Below are 15,208 nucleotides of genomic sequence, written 5' to 3' on the forward strand. Positions count from 1 at the left end.
CCGCGGGTGCGGGATTGTTCACAATGTTTCCTTCCGGGGATCGCGACCGTCCCGGAGGATAGCCGCAGCACGCTCTGCGCGCTCCCTGACCTGTGCCGTTGTGTCACCGGGCAAGGCGATGGCGTTGACGTGGCCGATCTTTCGGCCCGGCCGCACGCTCTTGCCGTAGGTGTGGATCTTGGCGGCGGGCTCTGCCTGCAACGCCGTCGGATAGGCACTATACAGCTCGGGGTTGTCGCCGCCGAGGATGTTCTTCATGACCACCACGCCGGAAGCCAGTGAAGGGTCGCCGAGCGGCAGGCCCAGCACCGCGCGGAGGTGCTGCTCAAACTGGCCGGTAACGGCGCCGTCCATGGTCCAGTGGCCCGAGTTGTGCGGACGCATGGCGAGCTCATTGATAAGGAAGCCGGCTTCGCTGCCGGGCACCTCGAACATTTCAACGGCCATCACGCCCGTGACCCCGAGTTCCTCGGCGATGCGCAGCGCAGCTTCCGCGGCGGCCCGGGCGAGTGGTACAGGCAGTTCCTGAGCCGGTGCGATCACCTCGTCACACACGCCGTTGACCTGGATTGAGTGGACAACGGGCCACGCGCGGGCCTCGCCGTGGGGCGAGCGTGCGACGAGTGCGGAGAGTTCCCGGCTGAACGGCACCTTCTCCTCCACCAGGAGCGGGGCACCGGTGAACCAGTCGGACGCCTCCTGCGCTTCTTCTGGCGTATCAATGACGCGTACGCCCTTGCCGTCGTAGCCGCCGCGGGGGGTCTTGAGCACGACCGGCCATCCCACCTGATCGCCGAACGCACGTAGCTCCCCGAGGGAGGAAACAGCACTCCACCGCGGGTTGGGAAGCCCGAGGCGGTCGATCGCGGCGCGCATCACCAGCTTGTCCTGGGCATGCCGTAGGGCATCCGGGCGCGGCTGAACGTTGACGCCGGCGCTTTCGAGGGCACGGAGGTGTTCCTCGGGCACATGTTCGTGGTCGAAGGTCAGGACGTCGACGTCCTTGGCGAAAGCCTTGAGGTCTTCCAGGTTCTTGTAGTCACCAACAGCGGCGTTGGCGACGGCGGCAACCGCCGACACGTCCGGGCCCTCCGCCAACACACGAAGTTCCAGGCCAAGTTCGACGGCGGGCGGAGCCATCATCCGGGCAAGCTGGCCGCCGCCCACTACACCAATTACGGGAAAAGTCACCCCTTCAGGGTACCTAGTGCGGATGGTGCCCCTTGTCCTGTGACCTGTTCGCAACCGCACCTTCCTAGGAAAGTCCCAAACCGGATCGGTAAACTGGCTCCCCAGTGCTTACCCGGATGCTTCCCGCCGGCGTGCGGCATCGCTTTCTACTGATTGCTTCCAACGAATGCTTCCTACCGACCGGAGGGTCATGATCACCGAACTTGCTGACCGGGTCCGGGCCCTCGCTTCCCTGTTTTGGCGGGAACTAGCGAAGTTCGGAGCCGTAGGCGGTGTGGCCTTTGTCATAGACAAAGGTCTGTTCTGGATTCTGATCCACGGTCCCATGGCTGACAGCGAGGTCAAGGCGCAGGTGGTCTCGGCGGCCATTTCGACAGTCTTCGCCTGGATTGCGAACCGCTACTGGACCTTCCGTCACCGCCGCCGGGCGAACGTCGTCCGGGAGCTGGTGATGTTCCTGTTCATCAATGCCATCGGTCTCGGTATCGCGGCCGGATTCGTATGGCTCGCCAAGTACCCAATGGATATCTCGGACCGCACCGGGCTGTTCGTGGCCGGCGTCCTCGGCACGGTTGTTGCAACGGCGGTCCGCTTCGTTGCCTACCGCTTCTGGGTCTTCAACGAGGAGCTGGACCAGGAGCCGGAGTTCGCCCACGACCACGAGATCATCCACCCGCACACCGCACCGCCCGAGCAGGTCAGGGAGCCAAGCGAGCAGTAACGCGCTCGCCGTCCACCAGCCGTTCGGTGATTTCTACGTCGGGGTGGACAAGGACGACGGCGCTCCCGCCTGCCCAGATCCGCACTGCAGCGCTGAGCACTGTTCGAAGCGGCAATCCAGCAGGAACAAGCCAAACTCCCGGCAGTGGTGGTTCCTTCCGGGCGTCGGTTCCGGCCGGGTCGGCGTCGAGCGGGGTAGCAGCCAGCTCCTGGAAGGTGTGGTTACGGCCTCCGGCTGCCATCAGCGGAGCAGCCCCATCGGCGACCGGGTCCAGATAGACATCACCGTACGAGCGCACAAGCGCCGCATAGTCCACCGCACCATCCGGCAGAGGTCCGGGCCAGCGCATGTCGAGCGCGCCGGGGGCCACGAGGACCTGCAGCGGGTTGCCCAGCGCTGAAGCCGCCTGGGCCGGGGAAGCCGTGTCAGCTGCGTCCATACTGACCACGATGTCGGCCCGGCTCCGGGTCTCAGCGCCGATTCCCGCCGCAGGTTCCGCACCGGACCCCGACGTCGCGGTGTCCACATCATCCGGCACCCGCGTCAGCGCTCCGACCTGCCAGCAAGCCAATGCCCACACCAGTGATTTCCAATGAGGCGGCATGTCGAGGTGGACCACGGTGTCAGCTGTGCCGTCTAGTTCCTCGACGAGCAGGTTGGAGGTCTTGGCGACCCAGTTTTCCAGCACCCGGCCGGACAGCTCGACCCGTTCGTGGTTGGGGCCGTACCAGATCAGTCGGGGGCTCCCGGAGGCCTGCCGGAAGGATTCCAGCAATTCTTCGACGCTTTGCGATGACGTCATCGGGTGCTGCCTTTCGCTCGTGCTTTCGTCTGGTTTCATGCTCATCAGGGCTGCGGCCTGCGGGTTTGGTTGCAGAATCGTAAGATTTACTCCGCGTGGCGTGCCCGCGATCCGGGATTGCAACTCTATAAGATCACCTCCGCCGCTTGACTCCACCCGTATTACACACGTGTAATTAGGACATCGGATTTGCTTCGGCAGGCGGGTGAATACGGGGCTTCAGCGACTTGCTGACGGTGCCTTTCCCGCCTTGGTTTCGGCCGAAGCTGCAACACCGGGAGGCTGAGATGGGGCAGGCAGAGCACATTCAGGACCGCACATCCATTGCGGCCCAGGCGTCTGCGCGTTATGGATCACGAGGGGTCCCGCAGGATTGGTATGTGGACCCGGCCGACCCGGGTGCTGCGGAGCGTTACCGTCAGCAGACCGAGGCCCTGGAAGATGAGGCTACCGCCTTCCTTGCCGCGCATGAGGCGCTCAGTGAGGGTTCCGACGTCGAAAACTTCCTGGATGCGGAGCCCGCCGTTGCGCCCCGCCGCCAGGGCGCCGTCGAGCGTGTTGAACAGGCCGTCTGGATTGGGCTGCCCGGCATCGGCGCAGGTTTCGAGGACGAGGGTGAGCTGGGCTGGCAGTCGGATGCACTGTGCGCCCAGACGGACCCGGAGGCATTCTTCCCCGAGAAGGGCGGTTCCACGCGTGACGCCAAGAAGGTGTGCGGCGCGTGCAACGTGAAGGCACAGTGCCTGGAGTACGCGCTTGCCAACGACGAGCGGTTCGGGATCTGGGGAGGGCTCTCTGAGCGTGAGCGCCGCCGGCTACGAAAGCGAGCGGTCTGATTCATCCGCAGCAAAGGGTCACAGCTGTTGTCGTCGCCCACAACGGCGCTGAGCATCTTCCCCAAACGCTTCAGGCGCTGGGGCAACAGACCAGACCCGCAGATTTTCATGTAGGAGTAGACGCCGGTTCAACAGATGAATCGGCGTCAATTCTGCAACTTCAGCTTCCGGTGGGTTCGCCCGTAGTCGGCGCATCCTCCCGCGCCGGGTTTGGTGCAGCTGTCCGCACGGGCCTGGCAGAGATTCCCCCCGGGCGGCGGGCAGACTCCGAGTCCTCCCAGTCTCAATGGATCTGGCTGCTCCACGACGATTCAGCTCCCGAACCCACTGCACTGGAAGAGTTGCTGCGGGCCGTTGAGCTTGCACCATCGGTAACGGTCGCAGGCGCCAAGCAAGTGGAGTGGGTTCACCGGCGGAAGCTGGTGGACGTTGGACTCTCGATCAGCAGGTGGGCCGAGCGGCTCACCCTTATCGACGTAGACGAACTGGATCAGGGCCAGTACGACGACCGCAGCGACATTTTTGCGGTCAACTCAGCCGGCATGCTCATCCGCCGAGATGTCTGGGATGAACTCGGCGGCTTCGATCCGGCGCTTCCGGGTACGGGCGACGACGTCGACTTTTGCTGGCGGAACCGCCTGGCCGGACACCGGGTTGTTGTGGTTCCCTCCGCGATCATGCGCCACGCCAGTTCCCGACAGAGCCATACGGCCACAACCCGTGCAGCACGGCGTAGCGAGGTTTACCTTCGGCTGAAGCATTCACCCCTGTGGGCGGTCCCTTTCCTTGCAGTCGGAGCAGTGCTCGGCGGCCTTGCCCGCCTGATCCTGGGGCTGCTGGCCAAGGATCCCGGCTACGGACTGGGCCAGCTCGCATCCAGCATCGCCGCCGTCCTGAAGCCCTTTGACCTGTATCGTTCCCGCCGTTCCGCCGCAAAAAGCAGGCGCCGTCCGCGCTCGGTGGTCCACGCTCTGCGTACCGAGCGCCGCGAGGTGTGGTCCCACCGGAAATCAGTGGTTGAAGCTTTTTCCGCCCGCGGTGTGGAGGACGAGTCCTATGCACAGAGCACGTCCGCCGAAGTTCCGTCCGGCGATGCCCATGACGACTTCGCCGCGCTCGAGGGGCCGTCCCGTCTCTGGGCCGGCTGGGGTGCGATTGTCGCCGCACTGCTGCTGCTCGGCGTCGCACTCGTCGGGCTGCGGAAGCTGATCGGCGCCCCGGCTCTCGGCGGTGGAGGCCTGCTTCCGCTCTCCGTCGACCCCGGCGAGATCTGGGCGAACGGCTCACGCTGGTGGATCGACCTCGGCGCCGGGATTGCCGGTCACGGTGACCCTTTTGCATACGTGCTGTGGCTGCTCTCGGTCCTCGGATTCGGCAACGGCAACGCCGCCGTCGTGATTTTGATGGTCTGCGCCACGCCGCTGGCGGGTCTCAGCGCCTGGTTCGGTGCGGGAGCGCTGGTGCGCGGACGCGGACTACGGCTGTGGGCGGCTCTCTTCTGGGGATCGCTGCCGGTCCTGCAGGTGGCCACCGGCAATGGCCGTCTGGGCGCCCTGCTGGTTCACCTCCTGCTGCCGTTGGTTGCGCTCGCTGTTGTGCGCGCAGTGGGCCGGGCTCCGGGACGTGCCGGCGCCCAGACATCCGGAGCGCAGGCTGATGACCCTGCAGATGCCCGGAACCGCCAGCGCAGCCTGCAGCTGCTGCTGAAGCCGGGAATCAACGGCGTCCCGAGCTGGACGGCAGCCGCGGCCGCCGGGTTGTTGCTCGCCGTCGTCGTAGCCGGCACACCGTCGCTCCTGGCATTCTTTGTCCTGGCCGTGGTCGTGATCAGCCTCGTGGCTCGTCGTCGGGCGAAGACGCTGTGGTGGGCTCTGCTGCCTTCGCTGGCGCTTTTCGTTCCGTTCGCCGTATCGACGCTGGACCGGCCGCGTGCAATTTTCGGTGATCCCGGTGTTCCTACACCCTTCGACGGCGCGCCGCTGTGGCAGCAGCTGCTTGGGTATCCGGTGTCCTTCCCCGCTTTCGGGCAGTTGGCCGCATTCCCTGAGCTTTCGGCCGGTGCCTGGCCGCTGGTCGCGTCACTGGTGATCGGACTTCCGGTACTGCTCCTCGCTGCCGCTGCGCTGTTCCTGCCAGGTAAGGGCAGGCCTGCGGCGCGCGTGCTGTGGGCGCTTGCCGTGCTGGCCCTTGTGGGCAGCGTAGGGACTTCCTTCGTGGCCACGGCGGTGGGCTCCTCGAGCATCATCACACCGTTCACCGGCCCGTGGGTCTCGGTTCTGTCCTTCGTGGTGTTGGCCGCGGCGCTGCTTGGCGGCGAAGCATTTCTGCAGCGGCTTAGCAGCCGCCGCACGTCGTCCGGCCGGGTCCAGAGCAGCTCGCGCGTACTGGTGACCGCTGTCGCCGTCGTGCTTGCCCTGGGTCCGGTGACCAGCCTGGTGCTGTGGCTGGTCCCGCAGGTCCGCACACCGGATCCTGCCGCTGAGGCCACCGACTTCGGCACGGCGCTGCAGATATTTCCGACCGCGGAGCGCGCACTGCCGGCCACGGCGGCCGACCGTGGTGCCAGCGCCCAGCGCAGCACAACGCTGGTGATAAACATCGACGGCGACAGCAACGTCGGAGCCGCCCTAATGCGCGGCACTGGAACCACGCTCGATTCCCTGTCCCAGATAGCTTCCGCCCAGCAGCTTCACGGTCCGCTCCTGGAAGCGCAGCTCCGCGAGGACGACGACGCCACCGCCGACCTCCGCCGCACGGTAGCCACGCTGGTGGCCGGCACCGGGGTAGATCCGCGGGCGGAACTGCAGCGGCTTGGTGTGGGGTTCGTGGTACTGCAGCAGTCCGATTCCGCGGCAGAAGTTCTTGCCGGGCAGGTCGACTCCGTTCCCGGCCTGGTGTCGGTGGGCAGCACTGAAGCCGGATGGCTGTGGCGGGTGGACATCCCATCGTCGAGCGAAGCGCCTGCAGGCGAGGGTGCAGCCGCTGCCCAACTGGGACGGTTGCGCGTTGTCGACGAGGCCGGAGCTACGCTCAGCGTGCTGGAATCGGATTCCACAACAGCAGCTACGCAGGTGCCCGAGGGACCCGAAGGCCGGATGCTGGTCCTGGCCGAGCAGTCCGCGCCGGGCTGGGAAGCGACCCTTAACGGTGAGCGGTTGGAGCCGGCGTCGTCGGGGTGGAATCAAGCCTTTGCACTGCCGGCAACGGGTGGCTCGCTCCAGGTCCACTACGTCACGCCGTGGGAGCCCTGGTCGGGAATCGGTCAGGCGATCGTGTTCGGGCTGACGGTACTGCTGGCGGTCCCGATCCCTGCACGACCACGCTTTGTGCATATCCCGCAGGGGCGGGACAGGCAGGTCAGCGAGCCGGTCTCGACCGGCCGCAGGGCAGCAATTACAGGCGAAACCGCAGCCGTGTCCACGGCTGAACCAGTTGGGACCGGCGCTGCTGAGAACCGCGCCGCCACAGCCGGCCCCGACACCGACGGCCCCGACACCGACGGCCGCGAACCGGTGCTGACCGGCGGAAGGGCAGATGGCTGACATGAGCGCCACGAAAAAGCAACCCACGCCAACTGGCGAGATGCCCGAAAAGGGGCGCCGCGCCTGGGTGCGCAGTGCTACGGGGCTGGCAACCGGCGTCGTGCTTGTTTCGGCTACCGGGGCGCTGGCTGGGGCCAGCATCGTGCAGAATGTCGACGGCGCGACCGAGTCCTTTCCGGTACCTGCGGCAGCGGTGCCGGCGGGAGAATATTCCGCTGTCTGTCCAGAGCCGCTGCGACTGCTTGAGGGAACGATCGACGGAGGCGACCCGGAATTCAGTCCGGTCTCCCGGACAGCAGCCAACCGGGTGAGCGCCATGGTGCTCAGCGACCTCGGCGGTGTGGTTCCCGGATCAGCTTTGGTGCCGCTGGCCGGAGGGGATCCGCTGGCCGTGCTGGCCGACGCAGTGCCGGAATCGGAGCAAGCGGGTCCGCAGGTCAGTAACGAGGAGGGCCTCACCAACCGGGTTGCGGCGGTTTCAGCCGACCAGACGGTCGATGCCGCGAGTGTTCTGGGTGCCCAGGCTGTCGGCGATCAGCGTGCAACCGCGGGAGCCGCTTTCTCCTACACTGCGACCGACGGTGACCTGGCAGGCCTGGCGGTCGCAGGGTGTCAGGTGCCGTCCAACGATTTCTGGTTGGTTGGAGCGGTCACCACGGTGGGCGCTGCGGCAGTCCTGAACCTGCACAATCCCACGGAATCGCCCGCCACCGTTAACCTCGATCTGTACGGGGCGAAGGGTGCTATCGAAGCGCCGGCCGGGCGGGACATCCTGATTGCACCGGGCGCGTCGAAGCCGGTTGTTGTTGCGGCCCTCGCTGCCAATGAAGAGAACGTGGCGATCCGGGTCCGCAGCGACGGCGGCCGGGTCAGCGGATTCATTCAGCAGAGCGTGCTGCGCGGGCTGACCCCAGGCGGCGTGGAACTGATCCAGGCCTCCGCTCCCAGCGCTTCCACCCAGGTTGTTCCCGGTATCCCGATCCAGGATCCGGATGTCATGGAAGAACTTGTGTCGCAGGAGGGCTATGCCGGTGCTGCGCCGTCCCTACAGGTGGCTGTGCCCGGTGGAACCGACGCCGTGCTCGACGTGCGGGTATTCGGGCCGAACGGTGAAGTGGAACTGCCCGGTGGGGGAGTCGTCACTGCTGCTGCGGGGGCGGTGACCGCGATTCCGTTGGACTCGCTCCCGGAAGGCAATTATTCCGCCGTCGTGAGTTCAGACGTCCTGGTCTCGGCTTCCGCGCGTGCGGCTCGGGGGAGCGAACCGGAGGAGCCGCTCGATTTTGCGCACATTGCCTCCGCTGCGCGCCTCGGAAGCCAGCACGTGTCTGTGCTCCCATCGGGAGCGGGCGCCGCGTTCGTATTCAGCGCCCCGACCGGACGGGCGGAGGTTCGCCTCACTCCCGTGAACGCTGACGGTGTGCTGGGTGAGGAGCGGGTGTACGACGTCGCTGGCGGCACCACTGTGACCGTACCCGCCGCGGATCTCGGCAAAGGAACCGCTGCAGCATTGATCGGTGTGTCGGGTGATCCGGTCTACGGATCGCAGCTGGCCACGCTGAGCGGCGGCCCGGGAATTTCCGTGGCGCCCATCCCGCCGGGAGGCGCGGGACAGCAGACCGTGCCGGTGAATCTCGGGTACTGAGCGAGTACCCGGTTTTCTGGCTTGCGTGCTCAGGCGCGGGAGCGGCCGTAGGCGGGGTCCACTGCTTCCGGTGTCATCCCGAGCAGTTCGGCCATCTGTTCGACGACGACGTCGTGCACCAGTTCATTTGCGGGAACGTATCCCTTGGCCGCCATCTCGATCGGCAGGCGGTACACGGTGATGGTTGCGGGACGTCCGGGCACGGCAGGTTCGCACGCGCCGAGCAGGCCGCGCAGAGCATCCCTCGACATCTGCTCCAGACCAGTGGGGATCTCCTGGACGATGATCTGAACGTCCTGGATCCGGTCGCCCCACAACCGCTCAAGGCGCTGCGCGGATTCCATCACCCAGTCCTCAAACCGTTCCGATCGGGTGCGCGAACCGGGAAGGTGGGACGGGATCAGTTCGCCACGCAGCCCCCGTCCATGGCGGTTGCGACGTCGCGTGGCGAACCGAGACTCCCGGCCGATCGGACCATCCGGGACGGAGAGTCGAATGGAAAGTGGAGCGCTATCCCGCATGTAAAAACTCTAGTCCGATCGGGGTGGGGCTGCATCATGGCGCGCGTAGCTGTTTACGCATGGCTGCGCGTTGGTTTCCGCTTAGGTACCGCGAACGCGGTAGGCTGTTCAGTCGTGGGATCGATCCGGCAATGTTCACGTTCAGCGTGCCAGCGTGCTGCTGTTGCAACGCTTACCTACGTGTACGCCGATTCCACTGCAGTTCTCGGTCCTCTGGCTACCTACGCGGAGCCTCACTCCTATGACCTGTGTGCGCTCCACGCGGAGAAGCTCACGGTCCCACGGGGATGGGAGGTGCTCCGGCTGGCACTTCCGTCAGGACCGCCGGAGCCGAACCCCGACGACCTTCTCGCGCTAGCGAACGCCGTACGCGAAGCCGCGGTAGACCGTACAGCACCGGAACCTGCACCGCCCGGTTCCAAGACGCCGCTCACGCCTCCGCCAGGGGAGCAGGGTGCCCGGCGCGGCCACCTGAGGGTACTGCGCGAGCGCTAGGCCCGGCGCTGGTTGGAGCGCTAGGCCCGACGCTGGTTGGAGCGCTAGGCCCGACGCTGGTTGGAGCGCTAGGCCCGACGCTGGTTGGAGCGCTAGGCCCGACGCTGGTTGGAGCGCTAGGCCCGACGCTGGTTGGATCGCAAGCCGCCGCTAGTTCGACTGCTAGCCGCGGCAGCTGCTTGCGAGAAGCACAGATTGTTGGAGCCGATGCGCTCCGCGCTACCCTTGTGATGTTGCCTGTGTCGCCGCACTGCGTGCGGAGCGCCGCGGCGCTACTGCACCCGAAATCCTCGAAAGGCTGCATCCGTTGCCAAACCTTGCCCCTGATCTGCTGGCTGTCCTTCGGTGCCCTGTGACGGGATCTGCGCTGGTGCAGGACGGCAACGTACTTCGGTCCGCGGCACCTGGTGCCGACGGCATTCCCATCGAGTACCCGATCGAGGAATCGATTCCGGTGTTGCTCCCTCCAGAACTTCGGGCCGCGGCCAACCCCTCCGCTGCCCCCACCAGCCCAGCCCCTTCTTCAGAGGAACCCACCGGAAAATGACGTTCGATTTCAAAGTAGCCGACCTCTCCCTCGCCGAGGCCGGACGCCACCAGATCCGCCTGGCCGAGCATGAGATGCCCGGCCTGATGGCGCTGCGCCGCGAGTTTGGTGAGAGCCAGCCGCTGAAGGGCGCACGGATCGCCGGTTCCCTGCACATGACGGTCCAGACCGCCGTGCTGATCGAAACCCTTACCGCTCTTGGCGCTGAGGTCCGCTGGGCCTCCTGCAATATCTTCTCTACCCAGGATGAGGCGGCTGCGGCGATCGTCGTCGGAACCGGAACGGTCGACGAGCCTGCCGGCGTCCCGGTCTTCGCCTGGAAGAACGAGACGCTCGAGGAGTACTGGTGGGCCACCACGCAGATCCTGCAGTGGCCTGATGGCGAGCCGAACATGATTCTTGACGACGGCGGCGACGCCACCCTTTTGGTGCACAAGGGGGCTGAGTTCGAGGCAGCCGGTGCTGTTCCCGCCGCTCCCGCCGAGGGCGACGTCGACTACTCGCATGAGTACACCGTCATCCTCGACGTCCTGCGCTCCTCGCTCGCCGAGGACCCGCAGCGGTGGACGCGCATCGCCCAGTCGATCAAGGGCGTCACCGAGGAGACCACCACGGGCGTGCTTCGGCTGTACCAGTTGGCTTCGCAGGGCAAGCTGCTCTTCCCGGCCATCAACGTTAACGACTCGGTCACCAAGTCCAAGTTCGACAACAAGTACGGCATCCGCCACTCGCTCCCGGACGGCCTGAACCGCGCCACCGATGTGCTCATCGGCGGTAAGGTCGCCGTCGTCTGCGGATATGGCGATGTCGGCAAGGGTGCCGCTGAGGCCCTTCGCGGTCAGGGTGCTCGCGTGATCGTCACCGAGATTGATCCGATTTGCGCGCTGCAGGCTGCCATGGACGGCTACCAGGTTGCCCGCCTCGAGACAGTCCTGGCCCAAGGTGACATTTTCATCACCACCACCGGCAACAAGGACGTCATCATGGCGCACCACATGGCGGCCATGAAGCACCAGGCGATCGTTGGCAACATCGGGCACTTCGACAACGAGATCGACATTGCCGGACTCGCTCGCGTCCCGGGCATCACCAAGATCGAGATCAAGCCGCAGGTGCACGAGTGGGTCTTCGACAAGGGCACCGACCGCCAGCGCAGCATCATCATGCTGTCCGAGGGCCGTCTGCTGAATCTCGGAAACGCGACCGGCCATCCCTCGTTCGTGATGAGCAACTCGTTCGCCAACCAGACCATCGCGCAGATCGAACTCTTCACCAAGCACGGGCTCAGCGCCGAGGACGGCTCGCCCGAGTACGACAACCAGGTGTACGTCCTGCCCAAGATTCTCGATGAGAAGGTTGCCCGGCTGCACCTCGACGCCCTCGGTGTGGAGCTGACGGAGCTGTCGAAGAGCCAGGCAGAGTACCTGGACATCGACGTCGCCGGTCCATACAAGTCGGATCACTACCGCTACTGACGCACAGTGCGCCGGGGAGGGGTGGGCCTCCCCGGCGGCATCTCAATTGCGTGTAGTTCCGGGTGTCCGGCGGTCGCCGGCTCAATGCCGGTCGTAAAATTCAAGTGGACAGCAACTAGCAGGCAAGGTAGGGCATGTCGAATTTCAGCCAGGGGGACCAGCCGCGGCGGCGCGGCTGGAAGGTGGCCGCTCTCGTAACCGCGGGTGTGCTCGTTGCCGGCGGTGGCGCGGTCGGCGCGCTCACCGCGCCGAGTTGGGCAAACTTCGGATCTGACCCTGACGCCACGCCTGCGGCTGAGGCGACTGCGCCGTCGTCGTCCGCTACTGCTTCCGCAGCCGATGAGGCCGCAGAGAAGCCGACCTTCGGCGTCACGCCTACTGATGGAGCGACCGCGGTGAACCCGGCCACCGTCGTCGAAATCAAGGCCGAGCACTCCAGCATCGAGGACGTCCGTCTGGCTCCGGTGGGCGGGGGAGTGCCGGTTGAAGGCACACTGTCCGACGACGGTACCTCCTGGAAGGCGGACGCTCCCTTGAGCTTCGCCACCGAGTACGAGTTCGAGTTCGTGCTGGTCGACGCATCCGGCACCGAGCACCGCCGTGCTCAGACCTTCACCACGGTGCAGCCCGCCAACGAGGCCAACGCGTGGATGTATCCGGCGGACGGGTCGACGGTGGGCACAGGACAGGCCGTCGAGCTCACGTTCAGCGAGCCCGTGACCAACAAGGCCGAGGTTGAGAAGGCCATCACGATCACCAGTTCCTCCGGCCAGAAGGGCGACTTCTACTGGCTGAACGACACCAAGGTCCGCTACCGCGCGGAGGAATACTGGGCGCCGCACAGCACCATTACGGTGGATGTGAAGCTGTTCGGGGTGGAGTTCGGTAACGGGATGATCGGTAACTTCAACGACACCTGGTCATTCAAGACGCACAACAACCGGTTGGCCGTGGTAGACAACGCCACCAAGGAGATGCAGGTCTTCATCGACGGCAAGCTTGAGCGCACCTTCCCCGTGACGCTGGGGACCGAAGAATGGCCGTCCTTCTACGGCAAGTACACGGTGATGGAGCAGTACGAACGGACCCGCTTCAGTGCCGAATCCATCGGTTTGGAGCGCGGGGATCCGGCCTATTACGAGGCTACGGACGTGAACTGGGCGAGCCGTATCTCCAACGGCGGTGCGTTTGTCCACGAGGCGCTGCCGGCAGCGCAGTCGGTTCTGGGCGTCTCCAACGTGTCCCACGGGTGTGTGGGGATGAGCCCGGAGGGCGCCAAGTACTTCTACGACGTCTTCGGGCCCGGCGACATGCTCGAAATCCGCAACACCGATACCGGTCCGGTACAGGTGTGGGACGGCTTCGGCGACTGGAACGTGCCGTGGTCGGAATGGACCGGGCAGCAGGTCAGCTAGGAGCTGAACGGCAAGCGGTGTAGCTGTTCGCCGGTCCGGGCGGTGCGCTCGCGCTGCTTGAGGAGGCGCTCGTAGTCGCGATCCCGACGTTGTGCTACCACGGCGTTGAGAAAATCCTCGGGCAGGGTTCCGGGCGGCGGAACTGGGAACACGAAGGCTGACGCCTCCGTGGCAAGCTCGACCGCCAGGGTGGCCCTCGCTGAGGGCGTGAGCCGTCCGGACTGGCCAATGAACTGGGCGATGCGGCGGGCTAGCGGGTCGGGAAGTTGGGCGATGTCGGCTGTGCTGACCCATTCGCGCAACGACGGCGGCACCTGCGCCTGGATCCGCCGCTTCACCACCACTCGCTCGTGCATCGAGTAGGTGCCTGCCAACAGATCGCCTAGACGCTTGGAACGCTCGTTGAAGACAGCCACCAGGAAGGCGAGCGATCCGAGCAGGAAGTAGATCTCAAGCACGCCAACCATGCCGCGCATAAAGGCGTGCCGGAAGCGGATGGAGCCGCCGTCGTCGCGCACTATGCGCAATCCCATCACCAGCCGGCCGAGGGACTTGCCGCGCGTAACGGTTTCGACCGTCACCGGAATGATCACCAGAACCAGCACCAACAGGACGATCACCAGTGCCTGGGTAAGAGCGGGATCGAAGGAGCCGCCGAGCGTTTGACCGACGGCGACGATGATGCCGATGATCACCACGACCTGGGCGATGACATCGATCAGCAGGCTGACCGCGCGGGCTCCGAAGGACGCAGGGCGCAGCTCCAGAACAACTGCTTCGCCTGTGATGACCGAACTCATTAATTGTCCTCCCCGTGGATCAGCTTCAGCTTAGCCGCCCCGCGTGCGTGCGGGCTTCCCTCCACAGGCGGACAGGGTAGGGCAGCGGGATCTGCCGGCAGGGCTAAGCTGAAGCCGTGGATCTGGACGCATTCGAAGCAGTCAACAGGGACGACTGGAACAGGCTCGATTCGCTGACCCGGCAGCGGCGGCTTCGTGGTGATGAGGCCGACGAGCTGCTCACCCTTTATCAGCGAACCTCGACGCACCTGTCGATGATGCGGTCCATCGCTCCAGAAAGTGCGTTGTCCAATGAGCTCTCGATGCGGCTCTCGCGGGCGCGTACCAAGTTCACCGGCGCCCGGTCCAACGCGCTGGAAGACATTGCGCGCTTCTTCGTCATCTCGTTGCCCGCTGCTTTTTACCGTATCCGCTGGCTCACGGTGATTATCGGGGTTGTCTTTGTGGGCGTCGGGTGGTTGTACGGGGCGTGGGTGGCCAATACTCCTGCCGTCATAGCGGCGCTGGGCAGCGACGAGCAGATCCGGCAGTACGTGGAGGAGGACTTCGTCAACTACTACTCCGAAAACCCCGCAGCGTCTTTCGCTGGCCTCGTCTGGACGAACAACGCGTGGATCGCGGTGCAGGCGGTCGCGTTCGGTGTCACCGGCATCTGGGGGCCGATAATCCTGTACCAAAACGCACAGAACGTGGGGATCGCTGCCGGAATGATGGCGTCCTACGACCGGCTCGACGTCTTCTTCATCTACATCCTGCCGCACGGCTTCATGGAGCTCACCGCCATTTTCATTGCGACGGCGGCAGGTCTCCGGATCTTCTGGGCATGGGTTTCGCCGGGTCAGCGCACGCGTCCGCAGGCGCTGGCTGAGGAGGGCCGCTCGCTGATCACGGTGGCGCTGGGGCTGGTGTTGGTGCTGTTCGTGTCCGGTCTGGTGGAAGGCTTCGTCACGCCGAGCCCGCTGCCGGTCTGGCTCCGGATCACCATTGGATTCCTCGTCTTTGCCGCCTACTGGGTGTACACCCTGGTTCTCGGCCGGCGCGCAGTGCAGGCCGGCTACCGTGGCGACCTGTCCGAGGAGGACCGCGGCGCGTCCGTACTCACGGCCTGAATCGATGGCGGACCCCATTCGCTGACGGCGCGCAACGTTCGCGGACCGCCCCATTCGCTGACGTTGCGGACCCCCATTCGGTGCCGACGCGCAACCCTCAGGGATCAAT

13 protein-coding genes are annotated in these 15,208 nt (G+C 65.6%); 9 read left to right on the forward strand and 4 right to left on the reverse strand.

Annotation, left to right across the window (positions count from 1 at the left end; genetic code table 11):
- Positions 1 to 18: 18 nt before the first annotated feature.
- Positions 19 to 1,191, reverse strand: coding sequence for a 5-(carboxyamino)imidazole ribonucleotide synthase (locus tag GC088_RS04345; protein WP_323960823.1), 1,173 nt, complete (start codon positions 1,189 to 1,191; stop codon positions 19 to 21).
- 190 nt (positions 1,192 to 1,381) lie between these two features.
- Between GC088_RS04345 and GC088_RS04350 the strand changes: the two genes are divergently transcribed.
- The gene (locus GC088_RS04350; protein ID WP_323960825.1) at positions 1,382 to 1,912 is read left to right on the forward strand and encodes a GtrA family protein; all 531 of its coding nucleotides are present in this window, start codon (positions 1,382 to 1,384) and stop codon (positions 1,910 to 1,912) included.
- On the opposite strand, the gene GC088_RS04355 is transcribed toward GC088_RS04350, so the two are convergent.
- The gene (locus GC088_RS04355) at positions 1,890 to 2,714 is read right to left on the reverse strand and encodes a TIGR03089 family protein (protein WP_323960827.1); all 825 of its coding nucleotides are present in this window, start codon (positions 2,712 to 2,714) and stop codon (positions 1,890 to 1,892) included. The genes GC088_RS04350 and GC088_RS04355 overlap by 23 nt on opposite strands.
- Before the next feature lie 287 nt (positions 2,715 to 3,001).
- Here GC088_RS04355 and GC088_RS04360 point away from each other — a divergent pair, with 287 nt between their 5' ends.
- The 3 genes from GC088_RS04360 to GC088_RS04370 are packed head-to-tail and all read left to right on the forward strand — an operon-like array spanning position 3,002 to position 8,737.
- Positions 3,002 to 3,550, forward strand: coding sequence for a WhiB family transcriptional regulator (locus GC088_RS04360; protein ID WP_323960829.1), 549 nt, complete (start codon positions 3,002 to 3,004; stop codon positions 3,548 to 3,550).
- Positions 3,550 to 7,092: a glycosyltransferase family 2 protein gene (locus GC088_RS04365; protein WP_323961928.1), complete on the forward strand. Its 3,543-nt coding sequence runs from the start codon at positions 3,550 to 3,552 to the stop codon at positions 7,090 to 7,092. Before GC088_RS04360 ends, GC088_RS04365 begins: the two co-directional genes overlap by 1 nt.
- Before the next feature lies 1 nt (position 7,093).
- Positions 7,094 to 8,737, forward strand: a complete 1,644-nt coding sequence (locus tag GC088_RS04370; protein WP_323960831.1) for a DUF5719 family protein — start codon at positions 7,094 to 7,096, stop codon at positions 8,735 to 8,737.
- Positions 8,738 to 8,766: 29 nt separating this feature from the next.
- On the opposite strand, the gene GC088_RS04375 is transcribed toward GC088_RS04370, so the two are convergent.
- On the reverse strand, positions 8,767 to 9,081 hold the full coding sequence (locus tag GC088_RS04375) for a metallopeptidase family protein (protein ID WP_323960833.1): 315 nt from the start codon (positions 9,079 to 9,081) through the stop codon (positions 8,767 to 8,769).
- A gap of 291 nt (positions 9,082 to 9,372) precedes the next feature.
- On the opposite strand from GC088_RS04375, the gene GC088_RS04380 reads away from it, so the two are divergent.
- The 4 genes from GC088_RS04380 (at position 9,373) to GC088_RS04395 (ending at position 13,190) form a co-directional block, all read left to right on the forward strand.
- Positions 9,373 to 9,753 (forward strand): DUF3499 domain-containing protein, encoded by a 381-nt coding sequence (locus GC088_RS04380; RefSeq protein WP_323960835.1) that lies wholly within the window; start codon positions 9,373 to 9,375, stop codon positions 9,751 to 9,753.
- A 307-nt stretch (positions 9,754 to 10,060) separates the two neighbouring features.
- A complete protein-coding gene (locus tag GC088_RS04385; protein ID WP_323960837.1) occupies positions 10,061 to 10,300 on the forward strand; it encodes a Trm112 family protein in 240 nt (79 codons plus the stop codon).
- Complete coding sequence (gene ahcY / locus GC088_RS04390; RefSeq protein ID WP_323960839.1) at positions 10,297 to 11,775, forward strand: adenosylhomocysteinase; 1,479 nt, start codon at positions 10,297 to 10,299, stop codon at positions 11,773 to 11,775. The genes GC088_RS04385 and ahcY overlap by 4 nt, the downstream gene beginning before the upstream one ends.
- A 134-nt stretch (positions 11,776 to 11,909) precedes the next feature.
- Positions 11,910 to 13,190 carry a L,D-transpeptidase gene (locus GC088_RS04395; protein WP_323960841.1) on the forward strand — a complete coding sequence of 427 codons (1,281 nt, stop codon included), beginning with the start codon at positions 11,910 to 11,912 and terminating at the stop codon, positions 13,188 to 13,190.
- Here GC088_RS04395 and GC088_RS04400 read toward each other — a convergent pair.
- Entirely contained in the window at positions 13,187 to 13,990 is an 804-nt protein-coding gene (locus tag GC088_RS04400) for an RDD family protein (RefSeq protein WP_323960842.1), read from the reverse strand. The genes GC088_RS04395 and GC088_RS04400 overlap by 4 nt on opposite strands.
- 116 nt (positions 13,991 to 14,106) lie before the next feature.
- On the opposite strand from GC088_RS04400, the gene GC088_RS04405 reads away from it, so the two are divergent.
- Entirely contained in the window at positions 14,107 to 15,099 is a 993-nt protein-coding gene (locus GC088_RS04405; protein WP_323960844.1) for a stage II sporulation protein M, read from the forward strand.
- The last annotated feature ends 109 nt before the right edge of the window (positions 15,100 to 15,208 follow it).

This window comes from Arthrobacter sp. JZ12 (genome assembly GCF_035189165.1).
Taxonomy (GTDB): domain Bacteria; phylum Actinomycetota; class Actinomycetes; order Actinomycetales; family Micrococcaceae; genus Arthrobacter_D.